The 22,617-nt window shown below is 61.1% G+C and carries 22 protein-coding genes; 9 read left to right on the top strand and 13 right to left on the bottom strand.

Going from position 1 to position 22,617, the window contains the following annotated elements; all coding sequences use genetic code 11:
- The first annotated feature begins 41 nt into the window (after positions 1 to 41).
- Positions 42 to 818, top strand: coding sequence for an aminoglycoside N(3)-acetyltransferase (locus tag QMZ18_RS09785; RefSeq protein ID WP_282606093.1), 777 nt, complete (start codon positions 42 to 44; stop codon positions 816 to 818).
- Positions 819 to 860: 42 nt separating this feature from the next.
- Here the strand turns inward: QMZ18_RS09785 and QMZ18_RS09780 are convergent, their stop codons facing one another.
- Entirely contained in the window at positions 861 to 1,742 is an 882-nt protein-coding gene (locus tag QMZ18_RS09780) for a LysR family transcriptional regulator (RefSeq protein WP_282606092.1), read from the bottom strand.
- A 96-nt stretch (positions 1,743 to 1,838) separates the two neighbouring features.
- On the opposite strand from QMZ18_RS09780, the gene QMZ18_RS09775 reads away from it, so the two are divergent.
- The gene (locus QMZ18_RS09775; RefSeq protein WP_282606091.1) at positions 1,839 to 2,792 is read left to right on the top strand and encodes a hypothetical protein; all 954 of its coding nucleotides are present in this window, start codon (positions 1,839 to 1,841) and stop codon (positions 2,790 to 2,792) included.
- Between the two features lie 124 nt (positions 2,793 to 2,916).
- Here the strand turns inward: QMZ18_RS09775 and QMZ18_RS09770 are convergent, their stop codons facing one another.
- The 4 genes from QMZ18_RS09770 to QMZ18_RS09755 all read right to left on the bottom strand — a co-directional run bounded on the left by QMZ18_RS09770 (position 2,917) and on the right by QMZ18_RS09755 (position 6,587).
- The gene (locus QMZ18_RS09770; protein ID WP_282606090.1) at positions 2,917 to 4,194 is read right to left on the bottom strand and encodes a TRAP transporter large permease; all 1,278 of its coding nucleotides are present in this window, start codon (positions 4,192 to 4,194) and stop codon (positions 2,917 to 2,919) included.
- A complete protein-coding gene (locus tag QMZ18_RS09765) occupies positions 4,191 to 4,730 on the bottom strand; it encodes a TRAP transporter small permease (RefSeq protein ID WP_282606246.1) in 540 nt (179 codons plus the stop codon). Before QMZ18_RS09765 ends, QMZ18_RS09770 begins: the two co-directional genes overlap by 4 nt.
- A gap of 114 nt (positions 4,731 to 4,844) precedes the next feature.
- Entirely contained in the window at positions 4,845 to 5,837 is a 993-nt protein-coding gene (locus tag QMZ18_RS09760) for a TRAP transporter substrate-binding protein (RefSeq protein ID WP_282606089.1), read from the bottom strand.
- A 54-nt stretch (positions 5,838 to 5,891) separates the two neighbouring features.
- Entirely contained in the window at positions 5,892 to 6,587 is a 696-nt protein-coding gene (locus QMZ18_RS09755) for a GntR family transcriptional regulator (RefSeq protein WP_282606088.1), read from the bottom strand.
- 351 nt (positions 6,588 to 6,938) lie between these two features.
- Here QMZ18_RS09755 and QMZ18_RS09750 point away from each other — a divergent pair, with 351 nt between their 5' ends.
- From QMZ18_RS09750 to QMZ18_RS09720, 7 genes are read left to right on the top strand one after another with little or no spacing between them, the layout of a single operon-like run.
- Positions 6,939 to 7,652, top strand: a complete 714-nt coding sequence (locus QMZ18_RS09750; protein WP_282606087.1) for a GntR family transcriptional regulator — start codon at positions 6,939 to 6,941, stop codon at positions 7,650 to 7,652.
- A 3-nt stretch (positions 7,653 to 7,655) separates the two neighbouring features.
- Complete coding sequence (locus tag QMZ18_RS09745; protein ID WP_282606086.1) at positions 7,656 to 8,729, top strand: ADP-ribosylglycohydrolase family protein; 1,074 nt, start codon at positions 7,656 to 7,658, stop codon at positions 8,727 to 8,729.
- A complete protein-coding gene (locus QMZ18_RS09740) occupies positions 8,726 to 9,685 on the top strand; it encodes a PfkB family carbohydrate kinase (RefSeq protein ID WP_282606085.1) in 960 nt (319 codons plus the stop codon). Before QMZ18_RS09745 ends, QMZ18_RS09740 begins: the two co-directional genes overlap by 4 nt.
- A gap of 53 nt (positions 9,686 to 9,738) precedes the next feature.
- Positions 9,739 to 10,800, top strand: a complete 1,062-nt coding sequence (locus QMZ18_RS09735) for a PotD/PotF family extracellular solute-binding protein (protein WP_282606084.1) — start codon at positions 9,739 to 9,741, stop codon at positions 10,798 to 10,800.
- A 24-nt stretch (positions 10,801 to 10,824) separates the two neighbouring features.
- The gene (locus tag QMZ18_RS09730; RefSeq protein ID WP_322097182.1) at positions 10,825 to 11,709 is read left to right on the top strand and encodes an ABC transporter permease; all 885 of its coding nucleotides are present in this window, start codon (positions 10,825 to 10,827) and stop codon (positions 11,707 to 11,709) included.
- Positions 11,706 to 12,497, top strand: coding sequence for an ABC transporter permease (locus QMZ18_RS09725; protein WP_322097181.1), 792 nt, complete (start codon positions 11,706 to 11,708; stop codon positions 12,495 to 12,497). The genes QMZ18_RS09730 and QMZ18_RS09725 overlap by 4 nt, the downstream gene beginning before the upstream one ends.
- A complete protein-coding gene (locus QMZ18_RS09720; RefSeq protein ID WP_282606083.1) occupies positions 12,497 to 13,555 on the top strand; it encodes an ABC transporter ATP-binding protein in 1,059 nt (352 codons plus the stop codon). Before QMZ18_RS09725 ends, QMZ18_RS09720 begins: the two co-directional genes overlap by 1 nt.
- A 13-nt stretch (positions 13,556 to 13,568) precedes the next feature.
- Here the strand turns inward: QMZ18_RS09720 and QMZ18_RS09715 are convergent, their stop codons facing one another.
- The 8 genes from QMZ18_RS09715 to QMZ18_RS09680 form a co-directional block, all read right to left on the bottom strand.
- Positions 13,569 to 14,186 (bottom strand): cupin domain-containing protein, encoded by a 618-nt coding sequence (locus tag QMZ18_RS09715; protein WP_282606082.1) that lies wholly within the window; start codon positions 14,184 to 14,186, stop codon positions 13,569 to 13,571.
- A 228-nt stretch (positions 14,187 to 14,414) separates the two neighbouring features.
- Positions 14,415 to 16,205, bottom strand: coding sequence for an ABC transporter ATP-binding protein (locus QMZ18_RS09710; protein WP_322097180.1), 1,791 nt, complete (start codon positions 16,203 to 16,205; stop codon positions 14,415 to 14,417).
- A gap of 8 nt (positions 16,206 to 16,213) precedes the next feature.
- The gene (locus QMZ18_RS09705; RefSeq protein WP_282606081.1) at positions 16,214 to 17,158 is read right to left on the bottom strand and encodes an acetamidase/formamidase family protein; all 945 of its coding nucleotides are present in this window, start codon (positions 17,156 to 17,158) and stop codon (positions 16,214 to 16,216) included.
- 2 nt (positions 17,159 to 17,160) lie between these two features.
- Positions 17,161 to 18,780 carry an ABC transporter substrate-binding protein gene (locus QMZ18_RS09700; protein ID WP_282606080.1) on the bottom strand — a complete coding sequence of 540 codons (1,620 nt, stop codon included), beginning with the start codon at positions 18,778 to 18,780 and terminating at the stop codon, positions 17,161 to 17,163.
- 64 nt (positions 18,781 to 18,844) lie between these two features.
- Complete coding sequence (locus tag QMZ18_RS09695) at positions 18,845 to 19,765, bottom strand: ABC transporter permease (protein ID WP_282606079.1); 921 nt, start codon at positions 19,763 to 19,765, stop codon at positions 18,845 to 18,847.
- Complete coding sequence (locus tag QMZ18_RS09690) at positions 19,765 to 20,613, bottom strand: ABC transporter permease (RefSeq protein ID WP_282606078.1); 849 nt, start codon at positions 20,611 to 20,613, stop codon at positions 19,765 to 19,767. Before QMZ18_RS09690 ends, QMZ18_RS09695 begins: the two co-directional genes overlap by 1 nt.
- A complete protein-coding gene (locus tag QMZ18_RS09685) occupies positions 20,610 to 21,230 on the bottom strand; it encodes an ANTAR domain-containing response regulator (RefSeq protein WP_282606077.1) in 621 nt (206 codons plus the stop codon). Before QMZ18_RS09685 ends, QMZ18_RS09690 begins: the two co-directional genes overlap by 4 nt.
- A complete protein-coding gene (locus QMZ18_RS09680; RefSeq protein ID WP_282606076.1) occupies positions 21,227 to 22,408 on the bottom strand; it encodes a transporter substrate-binding domain-containing protein in 1,182 nt (393 codons plus the stop codon). Before QMZ18_RS09680 ends, QMZ18_RS09685 begins: the two co-directional genes overlap by 4 nt.
- Between the last annotated feature and the right edge of the window lie 209 nt (positions 22,409 to 22,617).

Genomic DNA, 22,617 nt, shown 5'->3' with positions numbered 1-22,617 from the left:
CCGGCGCGCCGGCGATCATCGAGAAAGCTTCGGGAGAATTTATGTCCCTGCCCAACACGCAGGCGTCCCTTCGGGATGATCTTTCCACACTGGGACTTGAACCCGGTACGACCGTGATGGTGCATTCGTCGTTGGGGCAGGTCGGCTGGACGGTCGGCGGGCCGGTCAGTGTCATCCGGGCGCTGCTTGAGGCGCTTGGAGAGGCCGGAACCCTGGCCATGCCGGCCGAGACGCCACAGCTCTCGGATCCAAGCATCTGGAACGACCCGCGCGTGAAGCCCGAATGGCATGATGTCATAAGGGCGCATCTGCCGCTCTTCGATCCTGCGACGACGCCGACGACTATGGGCGCAATACCGGAGGCTTTTCGGACTTTTCCCGGAACGCTCCGCAGTCTGCATCCGCTGGTGTCGGTTTGCGCCAACGGCCGGCACGCCGAAGAGATCACCAGGGATCATGCGCTGGAATTCTGCGAGGGGAGGGGCACGCCTTTCGAGAAGCTGTACAATCTCGATGGCTACACCCTGCTGCTGGGTGTGGGCTTCACCCGCTGCACCTCGCTGCACTACGCCGAATCCCTGGTGCCGAAGCGCAGAACCGAGAGGAACCGTTATCCCCTGCTGCGCGACGGGACGCGGACCTGGGTGGAGGTCACCGACATGTCCACCGATGGCGGGCAGCACTTTCCTGTCGTCGGCGAACTCTTCATGGAGACGGGCGCGGTGCGCAAGGGGCGCGTGGGAGAGGCTGAGGCTCTGTTGTTTTCCACCCGCGCCCTGGTGGATCTCGCGGAGACCTACTTTTCCCGCGTCCTGTAGCGGCACTTAAAGGCTGCATCTGCGACCGGCGGCAATTTGCCCTCAGCGGCCGTCGTCCGGCTTATGCCCCGAGGTCTGAAAGCAGTTGATAATCCAATTGATGACGGTACGGACCGAGGTGTTCCGGGACAGGTCCGGATGGGTGATCGTCCAGTAGTCGGCACGCAGCTCTTCGATGGGCGCCGAGAGCCGTACGAGACCGGGGAGGGAATTGCCGAGGAAAACGGGCAGCACCGCGACGCCGATTCCCTCGGTAGCCGCGACGGTCATAAGGTTGATGTTCATCAGCCGGGCGGCCGGTGGGCGGTCCCGCATCTGCGTGCGGAGCCAGCGCATGGTCACGTAGTGTTCCTGCTCTTCGACGAAGCCGAGCCAAGGAAGAGTTGACAGATCCCTGGGCGCGAGCGGCAGGGTCCGGCCCTCCGCGAAGGCCGCTACCCCGTAGAGCGCGCAGCTGATCGATCCGGCCCGCCGGGTCAGGCCGCTTCCTGCGTCCGGGAGGCCGTGCTGAACCAGAATTTCCGGACTCCGGCCCGTGCCGGATGAGGGAAGTCCCGTGACCAGCAACTCGATATTCGGTCCCTCGGCTATATCCTTCAGGCCACGCGCAAGCACGGCCGCCGCGGTTTCGCCGGCTTCGACCCTCACGGTCTCCGTCAGGCGCCCGACCAGACCAAGCGAACGCTGTTGCACGCGCAAGGCGGCGGTCTCGACCGCGCGGACTTCCGGCAGGAGTTGGGCTCCCGCAGCGGTCAGCCGATGACCTTCGCGGTCCCGTTCGAATAGCGGGATTCCCAGATCGGCCTCCAGTGTTTGGATGCGCCGGGCGATGGTCGGCTGGGTGACGTCCAGCATATCCGCAGCCTGACGCAGGCTTCCGAGTTGCGCCACCGCCAGGAAAGCGGGGAGATCAGACCAGTTCATGTTAAAATTTTTTAACGCATGAGATGGAAATATGCAATTTATGTCTTACGATCCCTATGAGACCTTGCGGCTGTTCAGTCTGTTGGAGCCGCTTCCTTGCACATACCATTGCTTGTCACCATCGGCGCCGTTTTGTCCTGGGCGGCGCTGAGCGCCGTCAGCCGGATCCTCCTGCTGCGGCTGGACCTCGATCCCTGGGCTTTCAGCTTCGTTCAGCTCTTTGCCGGTGGCGTCGCCCTGGTGGCACTCAGCGGACGGCCGTTGTTGGAATTCTCGAGCTTTCTGCGGCCTACAACTTGGCTGCTCGGGATTCTGAGGGTGCTCTCGGCGGCTTTTTACACAGCCGTTCTTGCATGGGTCAGCGTTCTGGAGGCCGGGATACTGGGGGCGGTCAACGTGCCGATGATTGCCATCGCGGTTTGGGTGGCGTTCGGGCGGCGTCCGGCCCGCGGCGAGTGGCTCGGCCATCTCGTGATCCTCGTCCCCATCCCCTTCCTGGTCCTGAATCTGGAAGGCGGGATCTGGCATCCCGTGGTTGGGCTGATGCTGCTCAATGAAGTCTGTTTGGTCGCCAACACTCTCCTGGCGGAACGGCATCCCGACAATGTTTCCGATGAGCCGGGCCTGCGTCTTCGCTTTACGGGCAGCGTTTTGCTGATCACCGCGGCACTGTTTCTTGCCGTCCGGGTCATGCAGGCCGGAGCAGGGGGCGGACTTGAGGGAGGACCGCAGGGTGTGATGACGGGTGGTATCTGGGACTGGCGGTTATGGCTTGCCGGTGCCGCCGTCGGGGTCACACTTCGTGCGCCCTCGATGCTCCTGTCCTTCTGGTCCATCCGTCTGGTGGGCGGGCAGAACTATATGGCTGCGGTTTCGCTGCTGCCGCTGTCCGGCATGCTGTTCGAACAGGCCGCTCTCGCCGCAGGACTGCTCGATGTCTCACGCTTCCGGGTGGAGACCGTTGTTCTGGCCCTGGGCATTTTGGCGGGAAGCCTGCTGGTGGTCGCTGCACGGTTCCGGGAGGCGCGCGCGGCAGCGGTGCAGTCGTGAACGGCCGTTCAGCGAGGCCGTGTATTTTCGTCACGCTTCGTGGCACAGACCAATTACCCGCGCAGTTTGGATTGGATGGATGTCGAGCGGGTTTCTTGGAAACAGATGCAGCCGTCTTTTGTGCTCAATCCAGCAAGAGGTTCGGCAACCAGGTTGCGATGGCCGGGATGTAGGACACCAGAAACAGCACGATGATGTTGGTCAGCAGGTAGGGCGCGATGGCCTTGACCACCGGTGTCAGCGGCAGCTTGGCGATGTTGGCGCAGACGAAGAGGCAGACCCCGACCGGCGGGGTGGTGAGGCCGATCATCAGGTTCAGCACGGCGAAGGTCGCGAAATGCAGCGGCTCCACGCCCACGCCCTGCGCCAGTGCCAGCAGCGGCACGAAGAGAATGATCAGCGCCGCGATCGTCTCCATGAACATTCCGACGAACAGCAGCAGCAGGTTGATGAGCAGGATCACCAGGAATTTGTTTTCGGTGACCGACAGGACGCCTGCCGCGATCGTTTGCGGGATCCTCTCCGAGACCAGGATCCAGCCGAAGACGTTGGCAAAGCCGACCAGTGCCAGGATTGCGGCTGAAGATATCGCGCTGTCGATCACGATGCGGGGCACGGCGCTCATGGGGAGTTCACGGTAGACGAAGCAGCCGACGACGAAGGCGTAGACGCTTGCGACCACCGCCGTTTCGGTCGGTGTCGCCAGCCCACTCAGCAGCCCGCCGATGATCAGCGCCGTCATGGCCAGTGCCCAGAAGGCGCCGAGGAAGGCGCGGCCGAGTTCAGGAAAGCCCTGCCATTGCTGGCGCGGAAAATTCCGGCGCACGGCGACGACATAGGTCGTCACCATCATGGCGATGCCCATGAGCAGACCGGGAATGGCCCCGGCCAGAAACATCTTGCCGACGGAAATTCCGGATAGCGCGCCGACGATAATCATCGGGACGCTGGGGGGAATGATGGGGCCGACCGTCGAGGAGGCCGCAGTGACGGCGGCGGAGAAATCGGCCGGGTAGCCGGCCTTCTTCATGCCGGGAATCATCATGCCGCCGATAGAGGCGGCGTCGGCGACGGCGGTGCCCGAAATTCCACCGAACAGCATGGAGCCTGCGACGTTGGTCAGGCCCAGCCCGCCGCGCATCCAACCGACGACGGCGTTGGCGAAACGGATGATGCGTTCGGTGATGCCCCCGTGGTTCATCAGATTGCCGGCCAGAATGAAACCTGGAATGCACAGCAAAACGAAGACGTCGATCCCGGCGTACATTTTCTGCGGCATCACGACCAGCGGGATATCTGCGGCCAGGAGATAGCATAGGGACGCGAGACCCAGCGTGACGGCAACGGGAATGCCGGCGGCCAGGCCGCCGACGAAGACTGCAATCAGAATGGCCAGGTTCACGGCAGCTCATCCGTCTTTGGGGGTTGGTCCTCTTGTCTCCGCGCCAATCCGTCCGATGCGCCCGTGAGCATGGCGAGGACACGCAATGCCGCAAACAGGAAGAGTGTGAGCAAGAGGACGAGTACGCTCGCGTGGATGAAATCCATTCGCCAGCCGAGCGCAGGCGAGGTCTGCAGCGCCCCGATCGAAGTGTAGGTCCAGGCCGGCAGGATCAGCATCGCGCAGAGTACCAGGGTTGCGACGGCGGCGAGGAGGCGGGCAAGGCGGGGGCCGCGTCCGGGCAGGGCCTCGCAAAGAAGATCGACATTCACCAGTTCGCCGTTGCGGTAGGACGGCCCGGCACCGAGGGCGGCAAGATAAAGCAGGGCAAAGCGTGTCAGTTCTTCGGTCCAGACCGGTGAGCTGGAAAAGACGGAGCGGCCCAGGACCTGAATGATGACGGCTGCCATCAAAACCACAAAAGCGAGCCCGGTGGCTATGCGGATGGGCCTCTCCAGCCAGGACTGCATCTGCCAGGACTGCATTTGTTTGAACATCACTTGAAAGCTGATCCCAACGAAACCGGCTACGCGCATCGCTTAGAAGAATAAGCGATCAGGAGGATTGGCGCCGCTGCGCGTTTTTCAAAGATGCAGCGGCGCCTTTCCAGTTTACTGCTTAAAGAGATCTTCGACGATAGGCCGGATCTCGTCCTTGACGTTGGCCAAAACCGCATCCTTGGCCTTGGAGGCAAAGGCGGCGCCATCGACGTCGACGAAGGTCATGCCCTTGCCTTTCAACTCGTCGACCAGTTTCTTTTCATCCGCGAGAAACAGCTCGCGCTCGTAGGCCTGGGCCGTGGCGGCGGCCTGCATGACCGCTTCCCGGTCGCTGTCGGAAAGCTTGTCCCAGGTAATTTCCGAGATGACGAGATAGATCCAGGACCGCACATGCTCGGTCTTGTTGACGAAGCCCTGGACCTCGTTGAAGTTCGCCGACTTGATCAGTGCCAGAGGGTTTTCCTGCGCGTCGATGGTGCCGTTCTGCAGCGACGTGAAGACTTCCGAGAAGGCCATCGGCGTCGGTTGGGCACCGAGGGTCTTCCAGACATCCACGAACAGCGGGACGTTGGGCACACGCAGCTTCAGGGCATCCAGATCGTCCGGGCTTTTGATCGGCCGCTTGGAGGTCAGGTTGCGCGGACCGCGGGCAAAGTAGGCAATGGGCCGGACCCGGGCCTTGTCGATGATCTCGGCCTTGATGTCGTCACCGATTTTGCCGCCGGCGACCTCGTCCATGTGATCAAGCGATTTATAGGCATAGGGAACCGCAAGCAATGCCGCCATGGGCGCCCAGTTCTGCAGGCTCTCGCCCGAGATCGTCATGTCGGCAGTGCCCAGTTGCATGCCGTTGATCAGGTCGATTTCCTTGCCGAGAGATTCGTTGGGGAAGACCTCGACTTCGATCCGGCCCTTGGTCAGCGTGCTCAGCTCCTCACCGAACTTCACCGAAGCCTTGTGCCAGATGTTTTCTTCGTTGGCGAGGTGACCAAGCTTGAGTGTGATATCGGCTGCGAGTACAGGTCCGCTCGCCATGGCACCTGCCAAGGTGACGCCGGCGAGGCCGGCAAAAAAGGTCTTACCAATATTATCAAATGACAGCATGAGTTCCTCCCTCGTTTGCTGTGTTCGCATTGCGAACGGCTTGGGCTTGGCGCCCTATCGGATGGCTTCGAAAAACTCCGGTTTCGCCTTGGCGATGGCCGGCAGGTCGGTCAGAATTTCACGAAGGTGTTCGCGCAGTGCCGTGTCGGCCCTTTCGGGCGTACCCTTTTCGATGGCGTCTACCACCGCTTCGTGCTGCGCGATCAGTTTATTCATTGGAAAATGCAGCAGGCTCAGGTAGCGGACCCGGTCCATCTGCGCCTTGACGTCTTCGATAATTTTCCAGGCGTAGGGTTTGCCTGCAGCTTCCGACAGGGTGCGGTGGAAAAGCTCGTCGAGCTTCATGAAGCGCTTGTGGTCGCTCGGGGCGACGGCCCGCTGAAGGGCGATCTGCGCGCGCAGCTCGGAGACGACGGCAGGGTCGCTCTTTTCCGCCACCAGTTTCACGACGTCGGCCTCGATGGCTTCGCGCACGAAGCGGGCATCCCTGACCGCGTCCATCGAGATCTTTCGAACGAGCGTCCCTCGTTGGGGTCTGACTTCCACCAGGCCGTCTTCGCTGAGTTTGATGAAGGCTTCGCGCACCGGCTGGCGGCTTAGGGAGAAGGCGCGGGCGATCTCGGATTCTGAAATCAGGCTGCCCGGGGTCAGTTCCGCGCGGATAATTCTTTTACGCAGGATCCGGTAGACCTGAGGTCCGACAGGTGATCCCTGTTCAATCGTCCAGTCGGTTTCAGCTCTTAATTCCACCTGTCTCTCCCCTCGTGCTTTATTATTTCCATACTTCCATACTAGTCAACGGATATCTTAATTTTCTGTCTTCGGAAATGAACTCACTTGATAGAAAACGGCTGTATCCTGGTCGCGCCGGATCACGGTTAAGACCTTGGAATCAAGTACATCTGCCCTTCGATCTCGAGCTCAAGACGAGCCCAATGCGCCGTCTGATCCCATAAGCCGCGATGGAAAGAGTCGCGGTGGATTGAGGTGCCTTGCGGCGTTCATTCCTCATCGCAACTTGACAGTCTTGTATGTGATTGGTTAAAAATGAACAGGTCTAAACAAGTATAATGAACAGGTATGACATTGAGCAGGAAGGCGATGGCTGGAACCAGCCCCGGGGTTGCCAAGCCCGAACGGGTGGCGAACGCGCTTGAGCAGGATATCCGGTCCGGCCTTCTGGGGTTCGGTGATCAGCTGCAGAGTGAGAACGAACTGGTTCAGCGCTTTTCGGTCAGCCGCAATACCGTCCGCAAAGGTCTCGAGGAGCTGAACAGCCGCGGGCTGATCACGACCAGGATGGGGATCGGTTCTTTTGTTACCTTCAACGGGCAGACGATTAATGCCGGCGTGGGCTGGTCACGTGCCCTGGCCGACACGGGGGTCGAGACGGAGACACGGACACTTCGCGTCGAAATCATTCATGACCAGTCCCTCGCGGCTTCGCTTGAAATAGAAGCCACGGAGTTCGTGGCGGTCGACCGTCTTCGCAGCCTGGCCTCGACGAAGCTTGGGATTTCTCTCGAGCGGAGCCGGCTACCGCTTCTCCCCGAACTCGAGGACGTTCCTCTACGCGGCCTGCGGGATGGTTCGCTCCACGAGACCATGCGGGCGGCCGGTCTTATTGCGCACCACGGTGACGAATGGGCCGATATCGAGATGCTGAACGAGGAAGATGCGGCTGTGCTCGGATGCGATCCGGGCGCTGCTTTTTTGCGGGCGCGCAGATTGACGCGCGCCGCGGACGAACGGCCGATCGAATATGTGGTGAGTCTGCTTAACCCGGCCTATTTCGCCCTTCATCTGGAGTTCTGAAGGTTGGTAACAGCTTCGGACGACCAACGACTGGATCGCGCCCTTGGTGCCCTCATCGGAGGCGCCCTGGGGGATGCGCTCGGCATGCCCACGCAACTGCTGTCGCCGGGCGAAATTGCGCAAACCTACGGTTATGTCGACGACTTCGTTGCGCCCACGGCGGATCACCCGGTCTCCAAAGGCTTGCCCGCCGGCGCCATCACGGATGACACCGAACAGACTCTTCTGCTGGCGCGCGTTCTGCTGAACTCGACAGAGGGATTCGATCATGCGGGTTGGATCGAAGCCCTGGTCGAATGGGAGCGCGACGTGCGCGCGCGCGGCAGCCTCGATCTTCTCGGCCCTTCGACCAAGCGGGCGATTGAGGCCATCAAGAATGGCGCGAGTGCGGAGGAAGCCGGTTCGTCCGGCGATACGAACGGCGCGGCCATGCGCATCGCACCGGTTGGAATTATGGCTCACTTTGAGCCGCTCGAGGATCTGATCGAAAGGGTCGCCGATACCTGCCGCGCGACCCACAATACTTCGGTCGCGATTGCCTCCGCCGCAGCCGTTGCGGCGGCGGTGAGCTATGGCGTTGCAGGCGGTGACTGGCGCGCGGCCAGCCTCCTTGCCATTGAGGCGGCGGACCGGGCCGCCGGACAGGGGCATTGGATTGCCGGCGCAGACATTGCAGCCCGGATCAAGTGGGCGCGGGATCTGGTGAGCGGCTGCGACCGGCAGGAGGCGATCACGCTTGTGGTCGATCTTGTGGGTACCAGTGTTGCCTCGCAGGAATCGGTTCCGGCGGCCTTCGCAATTCTGGAGATCGCGCAGGGCGACCCCTGGCAGGCGGCCGTGATTGGCGCCAACGTCGGCGGCGACACCGATACCATCGGCGCCATCGCCGCCGGGATGGCGGGCGCCTGCACAGGCCTGACGGCTCTACCTTCCGATAAGATTGCCAGGCTTAAAGGCATAAATTCGGCTGACGTCCGGCAGTTGGCGGCAGATCTTTTGGCCGTTCGTCCGCAGGAGGGCGAACGCGAGCCGGCCAAGGCCGGTGACACGGATTCAAATGGAAAAGACGCCGCATGACCGGATCCCGACTCCTTCACATGGGCGGCGCGGTCGTCGACTTCGTCTACCGCATTTCACATCTTCCCGCGCCCGGCGAAGAATCCCTGGCGAGTGCCTTCGAGACCTTACCCGGCGGCGGATTCAACATGATGGCAGCAGCGGCAGGCAGCGGCATGACGGTTGCTTACGGCGGGCAGCACGGTACCGGCCCTTACGGCGATCTGATCCGCGCGGCGCTTTCGGAAGAGGGAATTACCATTCTTCAAACCGTGAATTCGTCACTCGATAGCGGAACCTGCGTGGTTCTGGTAACGGCGGACGCGGAACGGACCTTTGTTTCCTGGCCCGGTGCGGAAGGGATTATGGTGCCCGGTGATCTCGCGTCCATCGTTCCCCGACCGGACGATTGGGTTTTCATTTCAGGCTACACGCTGAGCTACGCCGACAGCGGTGAGGCGCTCGCGGCTTGGGTCACGGCGATTCCAGACGGCATTCCGGTGGTTTTCGATCCTTCGCCGCTGGTGGGCAGCATCTCCAAGGACAATCTCGCAAGCCTATTGCAGCGCGCAAACTGGCTGAGCTGCAATCGCGCAGAAGCCGGGACGATCGCAGGTCCCGGCGGGACAGAAGCACAGGCAGATGCTCTCATGGCCACGCACTGTCCAAAGGCGCAGGGCGTCATCATACGTGCGGGCGCCGACGGCTGTTTCCTCAAGCTGCCGGGAAGGGCGTTGGAGCCTGTCCCGGCTTTTGCCGTCGATGCGGTCGATACCAATGGGGCGGGCGATACGCATATCGGTGCGTTCCTCGCCGAGCTTAGCCGCGGTGCCGAACCGCACGAAGCTGTCGTCTACGCCAACGCCGCAGCGGCCATATCAGCGACGCGGGCCGGTGGGTCCAGCGCGCCGGACAGGTCGGAAACCAAGGCGTTTCTGCGCGATAACGCGCATAGCCGGAATCGGAGGGCAGGTTAACGGCCCCCATACCAGATCAATAAATTCAACTAAACTCAGGAGAGGAAGCGGCAATGAATAAGCCAAAACGGATTGCCACGATAACAGCAAGTTTTCTGACGGCGGGGTTGCTCGCCGGTGCGGTGCAGGCGGCAGATCTGCATGTGCTCAACTGGAAAGGGTACGGCACCGACGAGACCTGGGCAGTCGAAGCCTTCGAAAAGGCAAGCGGCCACAATGTTATCCACGACTACTTCAACTCCGAGCAGGAGATGCTGACCAAACTCCGGACCAATCCGGGGACTTACGACGTCGTGATGATCAATGCCGCCTTCACTGGTCAGGCGCTCAGTGAAGGCCTGATCCAGCCGGTTGATGTTTCGAAGATTCCCAACGTCGCGGATGTCGCATTGGAAATGGCCGAGTCTCCCATGCTCAACGCCGATGGAAAGACCTACGGTGTGCCCTGGGTCTGGGGCTTGACCGCAATTGCCGTCAATGAAAATGCCTTTTCACAGCTGCCGACCTCCATCCAGGTGATGTGGGATGAAAAGCACAAGGGCAAGGTCGTACTGCGCGACGACGCGCTGGAAGCCGTGCAGTTCGGGGCGATCGCCACGGGCCAGAACATCAACGACATAAAGGATCTCGGGGCCGTGCGCGCAAAGCTTGCTTCGCTGATGCCCCAGGTCCGCGCCTTCTGGGGTTCGGAGAACGAATGGAACCAGATGGTCGCGTCGGGCCAGCTCGATGTCGGAACTTACTGGAGCGGTTCGGCGTCGCGCGCAAAGACCAACTTCAAACTGCCCGTGGCTTTCGTCATTCCCGAGGAAGGCGTGGTCGGCTGGCTTGACGGCCTGTCCATTCCGACCGGCGCAAAAAACGTCGAGGGCGCCGCTGCCTTCATCAACTACATGATCGATCCGGGCTTCTATGTGGAATGGGATACAAAGGTCGGCGCGCCGGTCTCCGCCAACAGCAAGGCTGTGGCGGCTTTGCCCGAGACGGCTTTTAACCGCACCGTGCTCGGTGATCCGAAAGTCGCCGCCCGTATTCAGTTCCAGGCGCCCGTGTCCGATGCCGACCGCGAGAAGTATCTGGCGCTTTGGCAGGAGTTGAAGGTCGAGGTGAAATAGCGCCGCGCAGGGGGAGGAAGAGCCGTGCCGCAAACCGACGTGAGCCAGCGCGCATCGACTGGACCCCGGTCGCAGTGGCGGCCGGCGCTTCCCTTACTTCTGCCGGCCTATCTCTGGCTGACGGTTGCGATCTTTCTGCCGCTTTCGGCCATGGCTTTCTTCAGCTTCATGACCGAACTGCCGCTTTCGGGAAAGCCCTGGGCCTTTACCCTGGCCAACTACGCGGCCTTTTTCGAAAAGAGCTTCTATGCGGTCCTGCTGCGCGACTCTCTGAGACTGGCCCTTGAGGTTACGCTCTGGTGCGCGCTGCTGGGGTTTCCCTGTGCCTATGTGCTCGCAAAGATACTGAAGGGCAGAAGCCGGGAAGCGATCTTCCTGTTGGTGATTCTGCCCTTCTGGAGCAACGGCCTGGTGCGGGTTTTCTCCTGGGCGATCGCGCTGAGAGGGAACGGGCTCCTGGACCGGACCCTCAACGCGATCCTGCCGTTTCAGGTCAATGTCGATCTGATGTTTTCCTATCCGGCAATCGTCATCGGGCTGGTTCACTCCTATCTCCCCTACATGGTCCTGACCTGTTATCTGACCCTGCAGGCGATCGACGACTCTCTAATTGAAGCAGCGCGATCGCTGGGTGCGTCACGCTTTACCGTACTGCGGCGGCTGATCATTCCTCTGTCCCTTCCGGGCCTGGTTGCCGGCAGTGTGCTGATCTTCGTGCCGGTGGTGGGCTCCTTCATGGAGCCGCGTATTCTCGGTGGCCGTGCAGGAACCTTTTACGGGACGGTGATCGAGGACCAGTTTGTGGCTGTCTTCAACTGGCCGCTGGGGGCGGCTCTGTCCTTCATCCTGCTGGCGGTCGTTTTGATCATTCTCGGCGCAGCCTCGCCGATCCTCAAGAGGGCGGCATGATGGGCACCACGCGATTGCTTGAACTGCTGGGGCGCGCTTTCGTCGGGCTGATGCTCGCCTTTCTCTATCTGCCGATCTTCATCATGGCGTTGATGTCGTTCAACGCCTCGCCCTTTTACCAGTTGCCTATGGACTGGACGACGAGTTGGTATGAAGCTCTCGCCCGCAACAGCGGGCTGATCGACGCGACCTGGAACAGCCTGCGGATTGCGGTCCTGACAACCGTGATCGCGACGATCCTGGGGACCGCCGCCTCCCTCGCCCTGCGCCGCTATGTCTTTCCGGGCAAACGCCTGCTGAGGGCGCTGCTGTTTCCGCCGATTGCGATCCCCTGGCTGATCACGGGCACGGCCATGCTGATCTTCTTTTTCGGCGTCGGGATCGGCAGGGGACTCCATGCGATCGTGCTCGGGCATGTCGCGCTCGCGCTGCCCTATGTCATTGTGGTCGTGTCCGCGCGCCTTGAAACCTTCGCACCGGAATACGAGGAAGCGGCGCGTTCCCTGGGCGCGACCCAATGGCAGGTCACGACCCGCGTGACCCTGCCCTGGATTGCACCGGGCGTGGTTGCGGGCGCGCTCTTCGCCTTTGCCGTGTCGTTCGATCAGTTCGTGGTGTCCTATTTCCTCTCGACGCCCGGCGAAGCCACTCTGCCAGTCGAGATCTACGCTGCGATCCGCAAGGGCTTCACGCCGGAGATCAACGCCGTTTCAACCATCATCATGACCGTATCCATGGGCTCGATGCTGCTCGCAGCACGGTTCTTCAGGTTCGGAGGAGAAAAGTAATGGCCGGCGTTCAGGTTCACGGCGTCTCGAAGACCTTCGGCCTGCATCGGGCGCTCGATGAGGTATCGGTCGACTTTGCCGACGGCGGTTTCTATGCCCTGCTCGGTCCCTCGGGCAGCGGTAAGACGACGCTTCTGCGCATGATTGCGGGATTCGACTTTCCCGATGCGGGGCGGATAGTCATCGGCGATGAAGGGGTGGAGCGAGTGCCTGTGGAGCGCAGGCGTATCGGCATGGTGTTTCAGAACTATGCGCTCTTTCCCAATATGTCCGTTGCCGACAATGTTGCTTTCGGGCTCTCCGTACGCGGCGAAGCGAAGACGGACATTGCACGCGAGGTGAAGCAGGCGCTGGATCTCGTGCAACTCGAGGAGCTCGGCCAACGCCGTCCCCATCAGCTTTCCGGTGGCCAACGGCAACGTGTGGCCCTGGCGCGCGCGATCGTCACCCGCCCGCGCGTCCTCCTGCTCGACGAGCCGTTGAGTGCCTTGGATAAGGCATTGCGCGTGGATATGCAGATCGAACTGAAACGCATTCAGCGCGAGGTGGGGATTACGACGATCTTCGTCACCCATGATCAGGAAGAGGCGCTGACCATGAGTGACCGGATCGGCATCCTGCGTGACGGCAGGCTGGTTCAGGAAGGGCCGCCGGAAGAGATTTACAATTCACCGGCCAGTGAGTTTGCCGCCACCTTTCTGGGCGATGCCAATATTCTACGCGGCAAGGCGTCGGAGGAGGGTATCGAACTGGGCGATGGCACGGTCATTCGATGCTGTAACGCCGGCCATAACCCTGCCGCGAACAGCAGCTGCGCGGTCCGTCCCGAACGTATCCGGATTGAAGCGGCGGAAAGTCCGGAAGCGTCTTCCGGGGAAAATCGCCTGAAGGCGCGTGTCACAAAGCGAATTTTTGCCGGGAACAGCACGACCTATTTTCTCGATCGAGACGGCCAGACCCTGAAGGTTCTGGTACAGAATTCGGGAGGAGAGAGTGTTGCCGACGGGGCGGATGTGATGCTGTACTGGCCAGCGGAAAGCAGCGTACTGGTCGCCTGAGAGCCATATAGACTCAGCGAATTTCACCATGAACGTAGAGCGTGCCGCCGGTCTCGGAATAGACCTCGTCGTGCACGGTCTGCCCGGAAATGACATGATAATCCCCGGCTTTCAGATGAAGTTCACCAATCCAGATCTCGCCGGAGAGCATCAGGCACTCTTCCGTCATGCGGTGGGCGTGGGCCGAAAAGCGGGCGCCTGGAGCCAATCGGATCAGATAGGATTCCGTCCCGAGCGTGGGGTCGGTAAACAGCGGCTTTTTCGCGATGCCCTTGGAGAGTTCTTCCCAGCGACCGTCTGTGCTTCTGATTGTTGTGGAAAATGATTTACTTTCACCGTCCGGCCGCGTCGACTGTTCAATTGCAGCGTCGATTTTATGCCACAGATCACTTGGGGGTGCGGCCTGGGGTTCTGCGTGAGGTTCTGCGTGAAGTTCTGCGTGAGGTTCTGCCGGGGGGGCGGCCTGCGGATCGAGATCGGCCAGCCCGGACAGTCTGTCTTCCCAATTCGCAACTGCCTGGCGTAACGCTTCGGATTCCGACAGTTCGCGCTTGAAGGCGGCGTGCGATTCGGCGCTCAAGGTTCCGAGCACATACTCAGCAGCGCCGAGTTCCTTGTGATCGTGTGCCATCGCTTCAAACTGATCCTTGCCGGTGTGGACCGTGACTATTTTTCGATCCTTCCGGATCGTAAAATCCCTATAGAGAGTCCGGGTTTCTGCGACGGATTTGGTGAAAAATGCGCATCGGGCTTTATAGGCAATCGAACAAATGGTGATTTACGCTGAGAGGTCAAGAGCGTGGCGTTTTCACTTTCGTTCACCGGATTGAGAGCCTCTCGGTATCAGCGCTCCTTGGTATTAGTCGGCTCCTTCCTGCTCGATCGCGGCAAAGTGCGTGCCGCCAAAATCGGTGAGTCGGGCGATTGACGGTACGTAGTCCAAAGATTGAATCGGGCTGGGGACCTCGCCGGTCGGCAGAACGCGGTCGGTCCGGCGCCGCGCCGGATCGGCGATGGGAACCGCGTCGAGCAGCCTCTGTGTATAGGGGTGTTGCGGATTTTCGAAGACCCGGTCGCGGGGTCCTATCTCGACGATCTGACCCAGGAACATAACGGCCACCCGGTGGCTGATCTGTTCAACGACGGCCATATCGTGGGAGATGAAGAGATAGCTCAGCCCCAGTTCGGCCTGAAGCTCATCGAGAAGGTCGAGCACCTGTGCCTGAACCGACACGTCAAGCGCCGAAACGGATTCGTCGGCGATGATGACCTTCGGACCCAGACTCAGAGCCCGCGCGATACAGATCCGCTGGCGCTGGCCGCCGGAGAATTCGTGCGGGTGACGATCCATCATGGCCGGGTCCAGCCCGACGCGGCGAAAGAGTTCCGCCACCCGGTCCGTCAACTCACCGCCCTGGGCGAGGCGATGAATGATCAGCGGTTCGCCGACCAGCTCACCAACGGTCATGCGCGGGTTCAGGGCGGCGTAGGGATCCTGGAACACCAGCTGAATGTTGCGGCGGATCGGCTGCATGTGCACAGAGGACAAGCCGGCAATTTCCTGCCCGCCGATTTTGATGCTGCCCGTCCAGGGGATGAGATTGACCAGCGACTTGCCGATGGTCGACTTGCCGCAGCCGCTTTCGCCGACGAGAGCCAGGGTCTCACCGGGAAAGAGGTCGAGCGACACCTGCTCTACGGCATGAACCCGCTTGACCGGGCGCTGCAGCAGTCCGCCGTGAATGTCGAAACGAACCGTCAAATCCCGAATTTCCACGATTGCCTGCCGGTCCGGCTTTCCGGCTTCGGACTCGACTTTCTCGCCCTGTTTGCTGCCAAGCTGGGGAACCGCCTCCAGCAGTTTTTGCGTATAGCTGTCTTGCGGCGTCGCGAAGAGGTTCATGACCGCCTGGGATTCCACAATGCTTCCGCCGTTCATCACCACGACCCGGTCCGCCATCTCGGCGACAACGCCCATGTCATGGGTGATCAGCATGATGGCTGTACCGAAATCCCGCTTCAGATCGTTCATCAAGGCCAGGATCTGGGCCTGAACCGTGACGTCGAGCGCCGTGGTCGGTTCGTCGGCGATCAGGACCTTGGGGTTGCCCGAAAGCGCCATGGCGATCATCACGCGCTGCCGCATTCCGCCCGAAAGCTCGTGCGGGTATTGCACGAGCCGGCGTTTGCTTTCCGACATGCGCACGGCATCCAGGGCTTCCAGCGCTTTGGTCCGGGCGGCGCTGCCGCGAAGACCGTGGTGCGCGGCAATGGCCTCGACAAGTTGGGCGCCCACGGTCATGACCGGGTTGAGCGAGGTCATCGGTTCCTGGAAAATCATGGCGATGTCGCCGCCGCGAACGTCCTGCATCTGCCGGTCGTTAAGTGTCAGGAGGTTGTGGCCGGCCAGAAGGACCTCGCCGCTTTTGACGCGCGCGGAGGGTGGCAGCAGACCCATGATCGACAGCGAGGTGACTGACTTTCCGGATCCGGATTCACCCGCTACGCAGAGAGTCTCACCCTGAGCGAGCTGAAACGAGACGTTGTCGATAATGGTCTTCGAGCCCTCGGATGTCGCAACCTCTGTCGTGAGATTGCGCACATCCAGTATGGCCCGCTGGTTCATCGCCTGATCAGTTTCCGCCGACACTTATTCTGCTACTCCAAGACCACGCGTGGGAAGTAGAAGGAGACGACCCAGTTCGGCTGATCGACGATCTCGCTGATCCGCAAGTCACCACAGACCGAACAGAGCATATAGGCGTCGACCGGCGCCATGTTGTAGCGCCCGGCGAGCAGGTCGACCATCTGGCTCAAGGCTGCGCGCGCGCCGGCGAAGAGGTCTTCGCCGATACCTGTCGTCACCTCGTAGCCTTTCTCGTCCAGATGTCGCGTCACCGGACCCGGCGTCGTAAAGCGTGGCATGGTGAGTTTGGCGTCTTTCACCAGATCCAGCGTTACCGTCACGTTCATCGGGCTTTCGATGGCTGTGCCGCAGACTTCACCGTCGCCTTGTGCGGCGTGGGTGTCGCCGATTGAGAAGAGGGCGCCCGCGACCTCCACCGGCAGATAAAGTTCCGCCCCGACGGAAAGATCGCGGATATCCATATTGCCGCCGACACGGCGGGGCGGCACGATGGAATGCAATCCCGGTTCCGCGGGCGCAAGACCGATGGTCCCGGCGAAAGGCTTCAGCGGAACCTTGCCGCCAGGCCCGTAGAGTGACGGCGCCATGGAGTCCGGATCGTATTTCCAGATATGGAGGGCAGGCTCTTCGAACTGGTCTGCGAGCAGCCCGAACCCCGGAATGTTCGCGGTCCAGCCGAAACCGGAAGGTTCGAACTGCCGGATCGTTACTTTCACCGCATCGCCGGGCTCTGCACCGTCCACGAAAATCGGTCCGGTCACCGGATTGATCTTGCCGAAATCGAGGGTGCCTACATCCTGGACCGTCGAATCAGGAGTCAGCTGCCCCGCCGAGGAGTCGCGGCATTCGAAATATATTGTGGATCCCGGGGCGACGGTCTCGACGGGTGGGATCGAATGATCCCACCCGAAGTGATGATGCGCGCCGTGGATCGTGTAATCGCTAGGCCCGCACATGATTACTGCGCGCCCTTGTCATAGACGTGATCGTAGTGCACGGGGATGTGCACGGGATCCACGAAGATGCCTTCGGGACCGTCCAGACGGCTCGAACGGATTGTGAAGCGCTGTTCGTTGAAGATCGGCACCCAGGGAGCTTCCTCCTGGATCGCGGTGAAGATCTGCTTCCACTCCTCAATCCGGGCGTCGGCCTGCGAGGGATCGGTCATGGCATCGGCCTTCTTGGCGCGTTCGTCCAGCTCTGCATTGCAGTACCAGGACCAGTTCCAGCCGCCTTGAACGGCACCGCCGCAGCCCAGGATCGGGCCGTAGAAGTTGGAGGGATCGGGGAAGTCCGCAATCCAGGCCATGCCGCCGGACCAGATCATGGGCGCCTGATCTTCTTCACCGCCGGCGGCGATGACGTTGGACTGGGCGAGCGATCTGATTTCCGCCTTGATGCCGATACCTGCCAGATCCTGTTGGATGGCCTGGGCGATGCGCGGCTGCGGATCGGTATTCGCCACGTAGAGTTCAGTGGTGAAACCATCCCCCAAGCCGGCCTCGGTCAGTAGTTTGACCGCGCCCTCGATATCGTAGGCCTGGCCGCTGTACTTGCTGTCGTAGCCGGGCATCAGCGGCGGCAGAGGCTGGTTCGCCGTGACGGCCCGCCCGTTGATGATGCGCACGATGCGGTCCTTGTTGATCGCCATAGCAACGGCTTTGCGCACCCTGACGTCGTCGAAGGGTTTCATCTTCACGTTCATGGTGACATAGCCGGTGTGCAGCTGCTTACCCTCAACGATTTGATCCTTGAACTTCGGATCCTTCATGGTTGCAAGGAACTTCGCCGGAGGAATGCCGTCACCGGCGATATCCACCTCGCCGCGTTCCAGGCGCAGCAAGGCAACGATGGGCTCCTGGCCGACTTCGAAGGTGATTTTGTCGAGCTTTGGCAGACCGGCGTGGTAGTAGTCCGCGTTGCGTTCGAAGACCACGTGCTGGCCACGCGTCCAGTCGGTCATCTTGTAGGCGCCGGTGCCAACCGGATTGGTGCCGAAGTCCTCACCGTGCTCGGCGACGGCTTCTTCCGGGACGACGGACGCGAAGTTCAGCGCCATGACGTGCAGGAAGGTCGCGTCGGGCCGCGCCAGGGTAATGCGGATCGTGCTGTCGTCGGCAACCTCGACGCCCGACAGTCCGCCTGCCGAGCCGTCCGATGCCGCGTCGAAGCCTTTAATCGAGCCAAAGAAACCCGCGCCCGGACTCTGGGTCTTGGGATTGGCGACCCGGTCCAGGGAGTATTTGATGTCCTTGGCCGTCATTTCACGGCCGTTGTGGAATTTCACGCCTTTGCGGAGCTTGAAGGTATAAACCAGTCCGTCGTCCGAGATCTCGAAGCTCTCGGCCAGGTCCGGCACCAGTTCGGTCGTGCCCGGTTTGTAGTCCATCAGCCCGTCAAAAAGGCTTTTGATCATCGACCAGTTCTGCCAGTCGTAGCCGATGGCGGGATCGAGCGTGGACACATCGTCTTTATAGGTGACGATCATCGACCCGCCTTGTTTGACCTCCGCTAAGGCCGTTCCGGCGATGCCGAGCATGGCGGCGCTTGCGACGCCGGTAAGAAGCCATTTTCTCATTTTCTGTCTCCCTTTGTTGAACTGCGGCCGAAAGATGGTCCGGCCCCTCCCTTAAAAATTCTCGTTATTTCAGTTTGATTCTCGGATCGACGAACAGCGCGACGATGTCGGCGAGCAGATTGCCCATCACGATCGAAAAGGCGGCGACCAGCGTCACGCCCATGATGATGGGAATGTCGACCCGCTGGATGGCCTGCCACGCAAGCTGGCCGATGCCCGGCCAGCCGAATACGGCCTCGACCACAACGATGCCGCTCATGAAGATGCCGATATCGATCCCGATCATGGCGATGATCGGCAGCAGGGCGTTGGGCACGGCGTGACGAAAAATGATGCGCGCCTTACCCAGTCCCTTAGCCCGTGCGGTCCGGATGAAATCCTGCCCCAAAACGTTCAGCATGGAGGAACGCATCATGCGCGAATACCAGCCAGCGCCCATGAACCCGAGGGTCATGGCGGGCAGCACCAGATGGCTGAAGGTTCCGTAACCGCCGATCGGGAACCAGCCGAGCTGGGCGGCGAATACATAGAGGAGCAGGAAACCGACCACGAACTGCGGGGCCGATACGCCGACGAAGGAAAGCACCATCAGGCTTTGGTCGGTAGCGCTGTTCCGGCGGATCGAAGAGACGACCCCCATCGTTAGGCCCATGACCAGCTCGGCGAAGATCGCCGCGACCATCAGCAGCAGGCTGGCGGGAAGGCGGGCGGCGATGAGTTCGGACACTTCGCTGCGCTGGATATAGGAGCGCCCGAGATCGCCTTGTACGAGCGAAGAGAGATAGCGCCAATACTGCTCGTAAAACGGCAGATCCAGGCCGAGCTGCTGGCGGATGTTCGCGATGGTTTCCTGTGTGGCGCTGCGGCCGGCGATCTGACGTACGGGATCGGCCGGCAAGAGATACAGCAGGACATAGGTGACGAGCGAGATTCCCAGCAGGATGAACGCGGCTTCGACAATCCGGCGAAAGAGATAGGCGGCCATCAGTGCCTTCCCTTCAGGGTGGGGTCGAGGATTTCGCGCAGCGCGTCCCCCACCAGATTGAATGCCAGGGCCAGTGTCACGATGGCAAAGCCGGGAAAGAACACCAGCCAGGGAGCGCTTTCAAAATAAGATTGGTTCTCGAAAACGATATTGCCCCAACTCGGCGTTGGCGGTTGTACGCCGACCCCTAGGTAACTGAGGGTCGCTTCCAGCAGCACGGTCGTCGAGATGCCGAGCGTACCGAAGACGACGATCGATGACAGAAGATGGGGCGCGATATGGCGAAGCAGGATCCGGATCCGGGATGCCCCGATACTGCGTTCGGCCTCAATGAAGTCGCGCTCGGCCAGAGACACCGTCTCCGAATACATGATCCGGGCAACCTGAACCCAATTGACCATGGCGATGACCATCGCGACGATCCAAAGGTTGGGTTTGAAGATCGCCGAGAGGACGATCGCAAGCAGCAGGGCGGGAAAGGCCATCATCAGATCGGTGAAGCGCATCAGGATCGCGCCGACGGCGCCGCGCATAAAGCCGGCGACGATGCCGACCAATGAGCCGATGAGCAACGAGACACCGTTGGCGACCACACCGATGATGAGCGAGGTCTGCGCGCCGTAGACCAGCCGGGAGAAGAGGTCGCGCCCGAGGGTATCCGTACCCAGCCAGAACTGACCATTGGGCGGAAGGGGCGCACCTTCCAGCGTCAGGCCTTCGAAGGGCTGATAATCGGGCGCGTAGCGTGTGATCCAGTCCGCCGACAGCGCCGCCAGGACGGTGACTGAGATCACCAGCAATCCAAACAGCGAAAGTTTTCGCCGTATGAGCTTCCCCAGAATTGTCATTCCTCGACGCGCCACTTGTCTCTTGATTGATGACGGATCAACTGCGCGAGCCGGTCGGCGTCCAGGCGGCTGCAGAACTCCTCAATGGTGATGCGCTCGTCCATCGCTGCCGAGCGGAGGCAGCTGAAGGCAGTGTCCTCATCCAGCAGCCCGAGCTGCATGAGATTGACCACGGCCCGGATCACGTCCGGTCTGCGCCCCAATCGCGCCTGCAGTTCTTCAAACTGTTCCTGCTGCGTTTTCGCGGCGTCGAAATTTGAGGCGGCGATCACCAGCGCACTGAAGACGCCGCTCGACTGCACGGGCTTGACCACATGGGATGCGATACCCTGGGCCAGCGCCCATTCGAGCCGGCCGGGCAGTTCCGAACCGAGCAGAGCGATCAGCGGCATGGGCGCCTCGCCCTGCGCCCAGGGAAACAGGCCGTCGAAGCCGTTGTCGGCATCGAAGAAAACGACATCCGCGCTACTGCCTTCTGCCGGAAAATCCGGCCAGCAGACTTCGACCGTCATGCCCAGGCGTTCGAGTTGCCGGGCGAGTTGACCGGTACCCTTGCTGCTCCGGTGCAGAATGATGGCGTGACGGCCGCGAAAGTTGGGGGTGCGGAACCTGGTCATTTCACCAGCCTCAGATGCGAGCTGCCGTCGGTTCTTGCCCGGCCGACCTCTTCCGCGAAGGCCTGCGGGTCGAAATCCACCAGATAGGGGTCTGCGGGAACCGGCGATTCCGCGGCCAGGACGATATCGAAACCACCTTTGTCGTTGATGCGCCCGAGATGGGGGATCAAGGCGGCATGATTGGTTTTGGCGTCGATTGTGATGGGGCCCTGTGCCGTATCGAAGGTCTTGGTGAAGAGGGCCTGTTTGACCGGCTCGATCTCATCTGTTCCAGCGCCGGCTATGGCTTCGGCAATCATATGAATCGCCGCATAACCGCCGACCAGGAAGGCTGAGAGGGGACGGTCTGCGCCGAACTTTTCAGTGACTTTGGTGCGGAACAGCGCATTCAGCGGATTGTCCACATCCTCGAAATAGACCGCCGAGCAAAGGTGGCCGGCGGCGGCCTCGAAACCGATATCGGCCAGCTCGCATTCGGTCAGATCGCAGCTTACCACCGGGCGCTTGGCTGGCAGGAAATCGGCGTCTTTGAGGCCCAGTTGGTGATAGGCCTGCAGGAAGGCGTAACTCGAGGTGCCGATCAAATTGTTGAGGATGAAATCCGGCCGCTTCTGTTCGACCTCGGTGATCATCCGTTCGACATCGGTGTCGTCCAGCGGCAGATATCGCTCGCCCAGGATCTCGCCTTTCGTCGCCAGGACAAGTTCCCGTGCGATCCGGTTGGTCTCCCAGCCCCAGATGTAGTTGGACCCGGTCAGATAAACCCGGTTCCCATAGGTGGGGATCAGGTGAGCGAAGAGCGGAAGGATGTGCTGATTGGGGGCGGCACCGGTGTAGATCACGTTTTCGCAGGCTTCAAAGCCCTCGTAGGGCAGGATGTACCAAAGCAGCGCATCGTATTTTTCGATAATCGGGATGACTTCCTTGCGGCCGATCGAGGTGATGGTGCCCACAACATGCCGGCATCCCTGTTCGCGCAGCATCGCCTCACTCATACGGTGGTAGCTGTCGATGTTGCCGCCGGGATCTTTGGAGACGGCCTTAAAGCTGATCGGGCGGGTTTCGTCGCGGTTGATTTCTTCCAGGGCGAGGAGCGCGCCATCGAGCGCGTCACGCCCAATGGCGCCGTAGGTTCCCGTAACCGAATAAAGCAGACCGAGCGGAATTTCCCGGCGCATACAAGCCTCCTGCGAAAACGAAAAAAGCCCCACGCGCCAGAATCCCTGCGGAATTGGCTGTGAGGCTTCGTCGCCGATTGCGGTTTTCCCGCATCATGTCTGCGCGCCACAAATAACGAGGCGCGATTTGGTTTAGCTTAGCCCTTTCGCTGCGCTTGTCAAATGGCCTCGGCCGCGGTCTGCCGCGTTGCACGCGACGGTAGCCGATT

The organism is Pelagibius sp. Alg239-R121 (assembly GCF_947331435.1).
Lineage (GTDB): Bacteria > Pseudomonadota > Alphaproteobacteria > Kiloniellales > Kiloniellaceae > Denitrobaculum.
The sequence above is the reverse complement of the archived record's forward strand: the minus strand, read 5'-3'. Positions and strand labels throughout refer to the sequence as shown.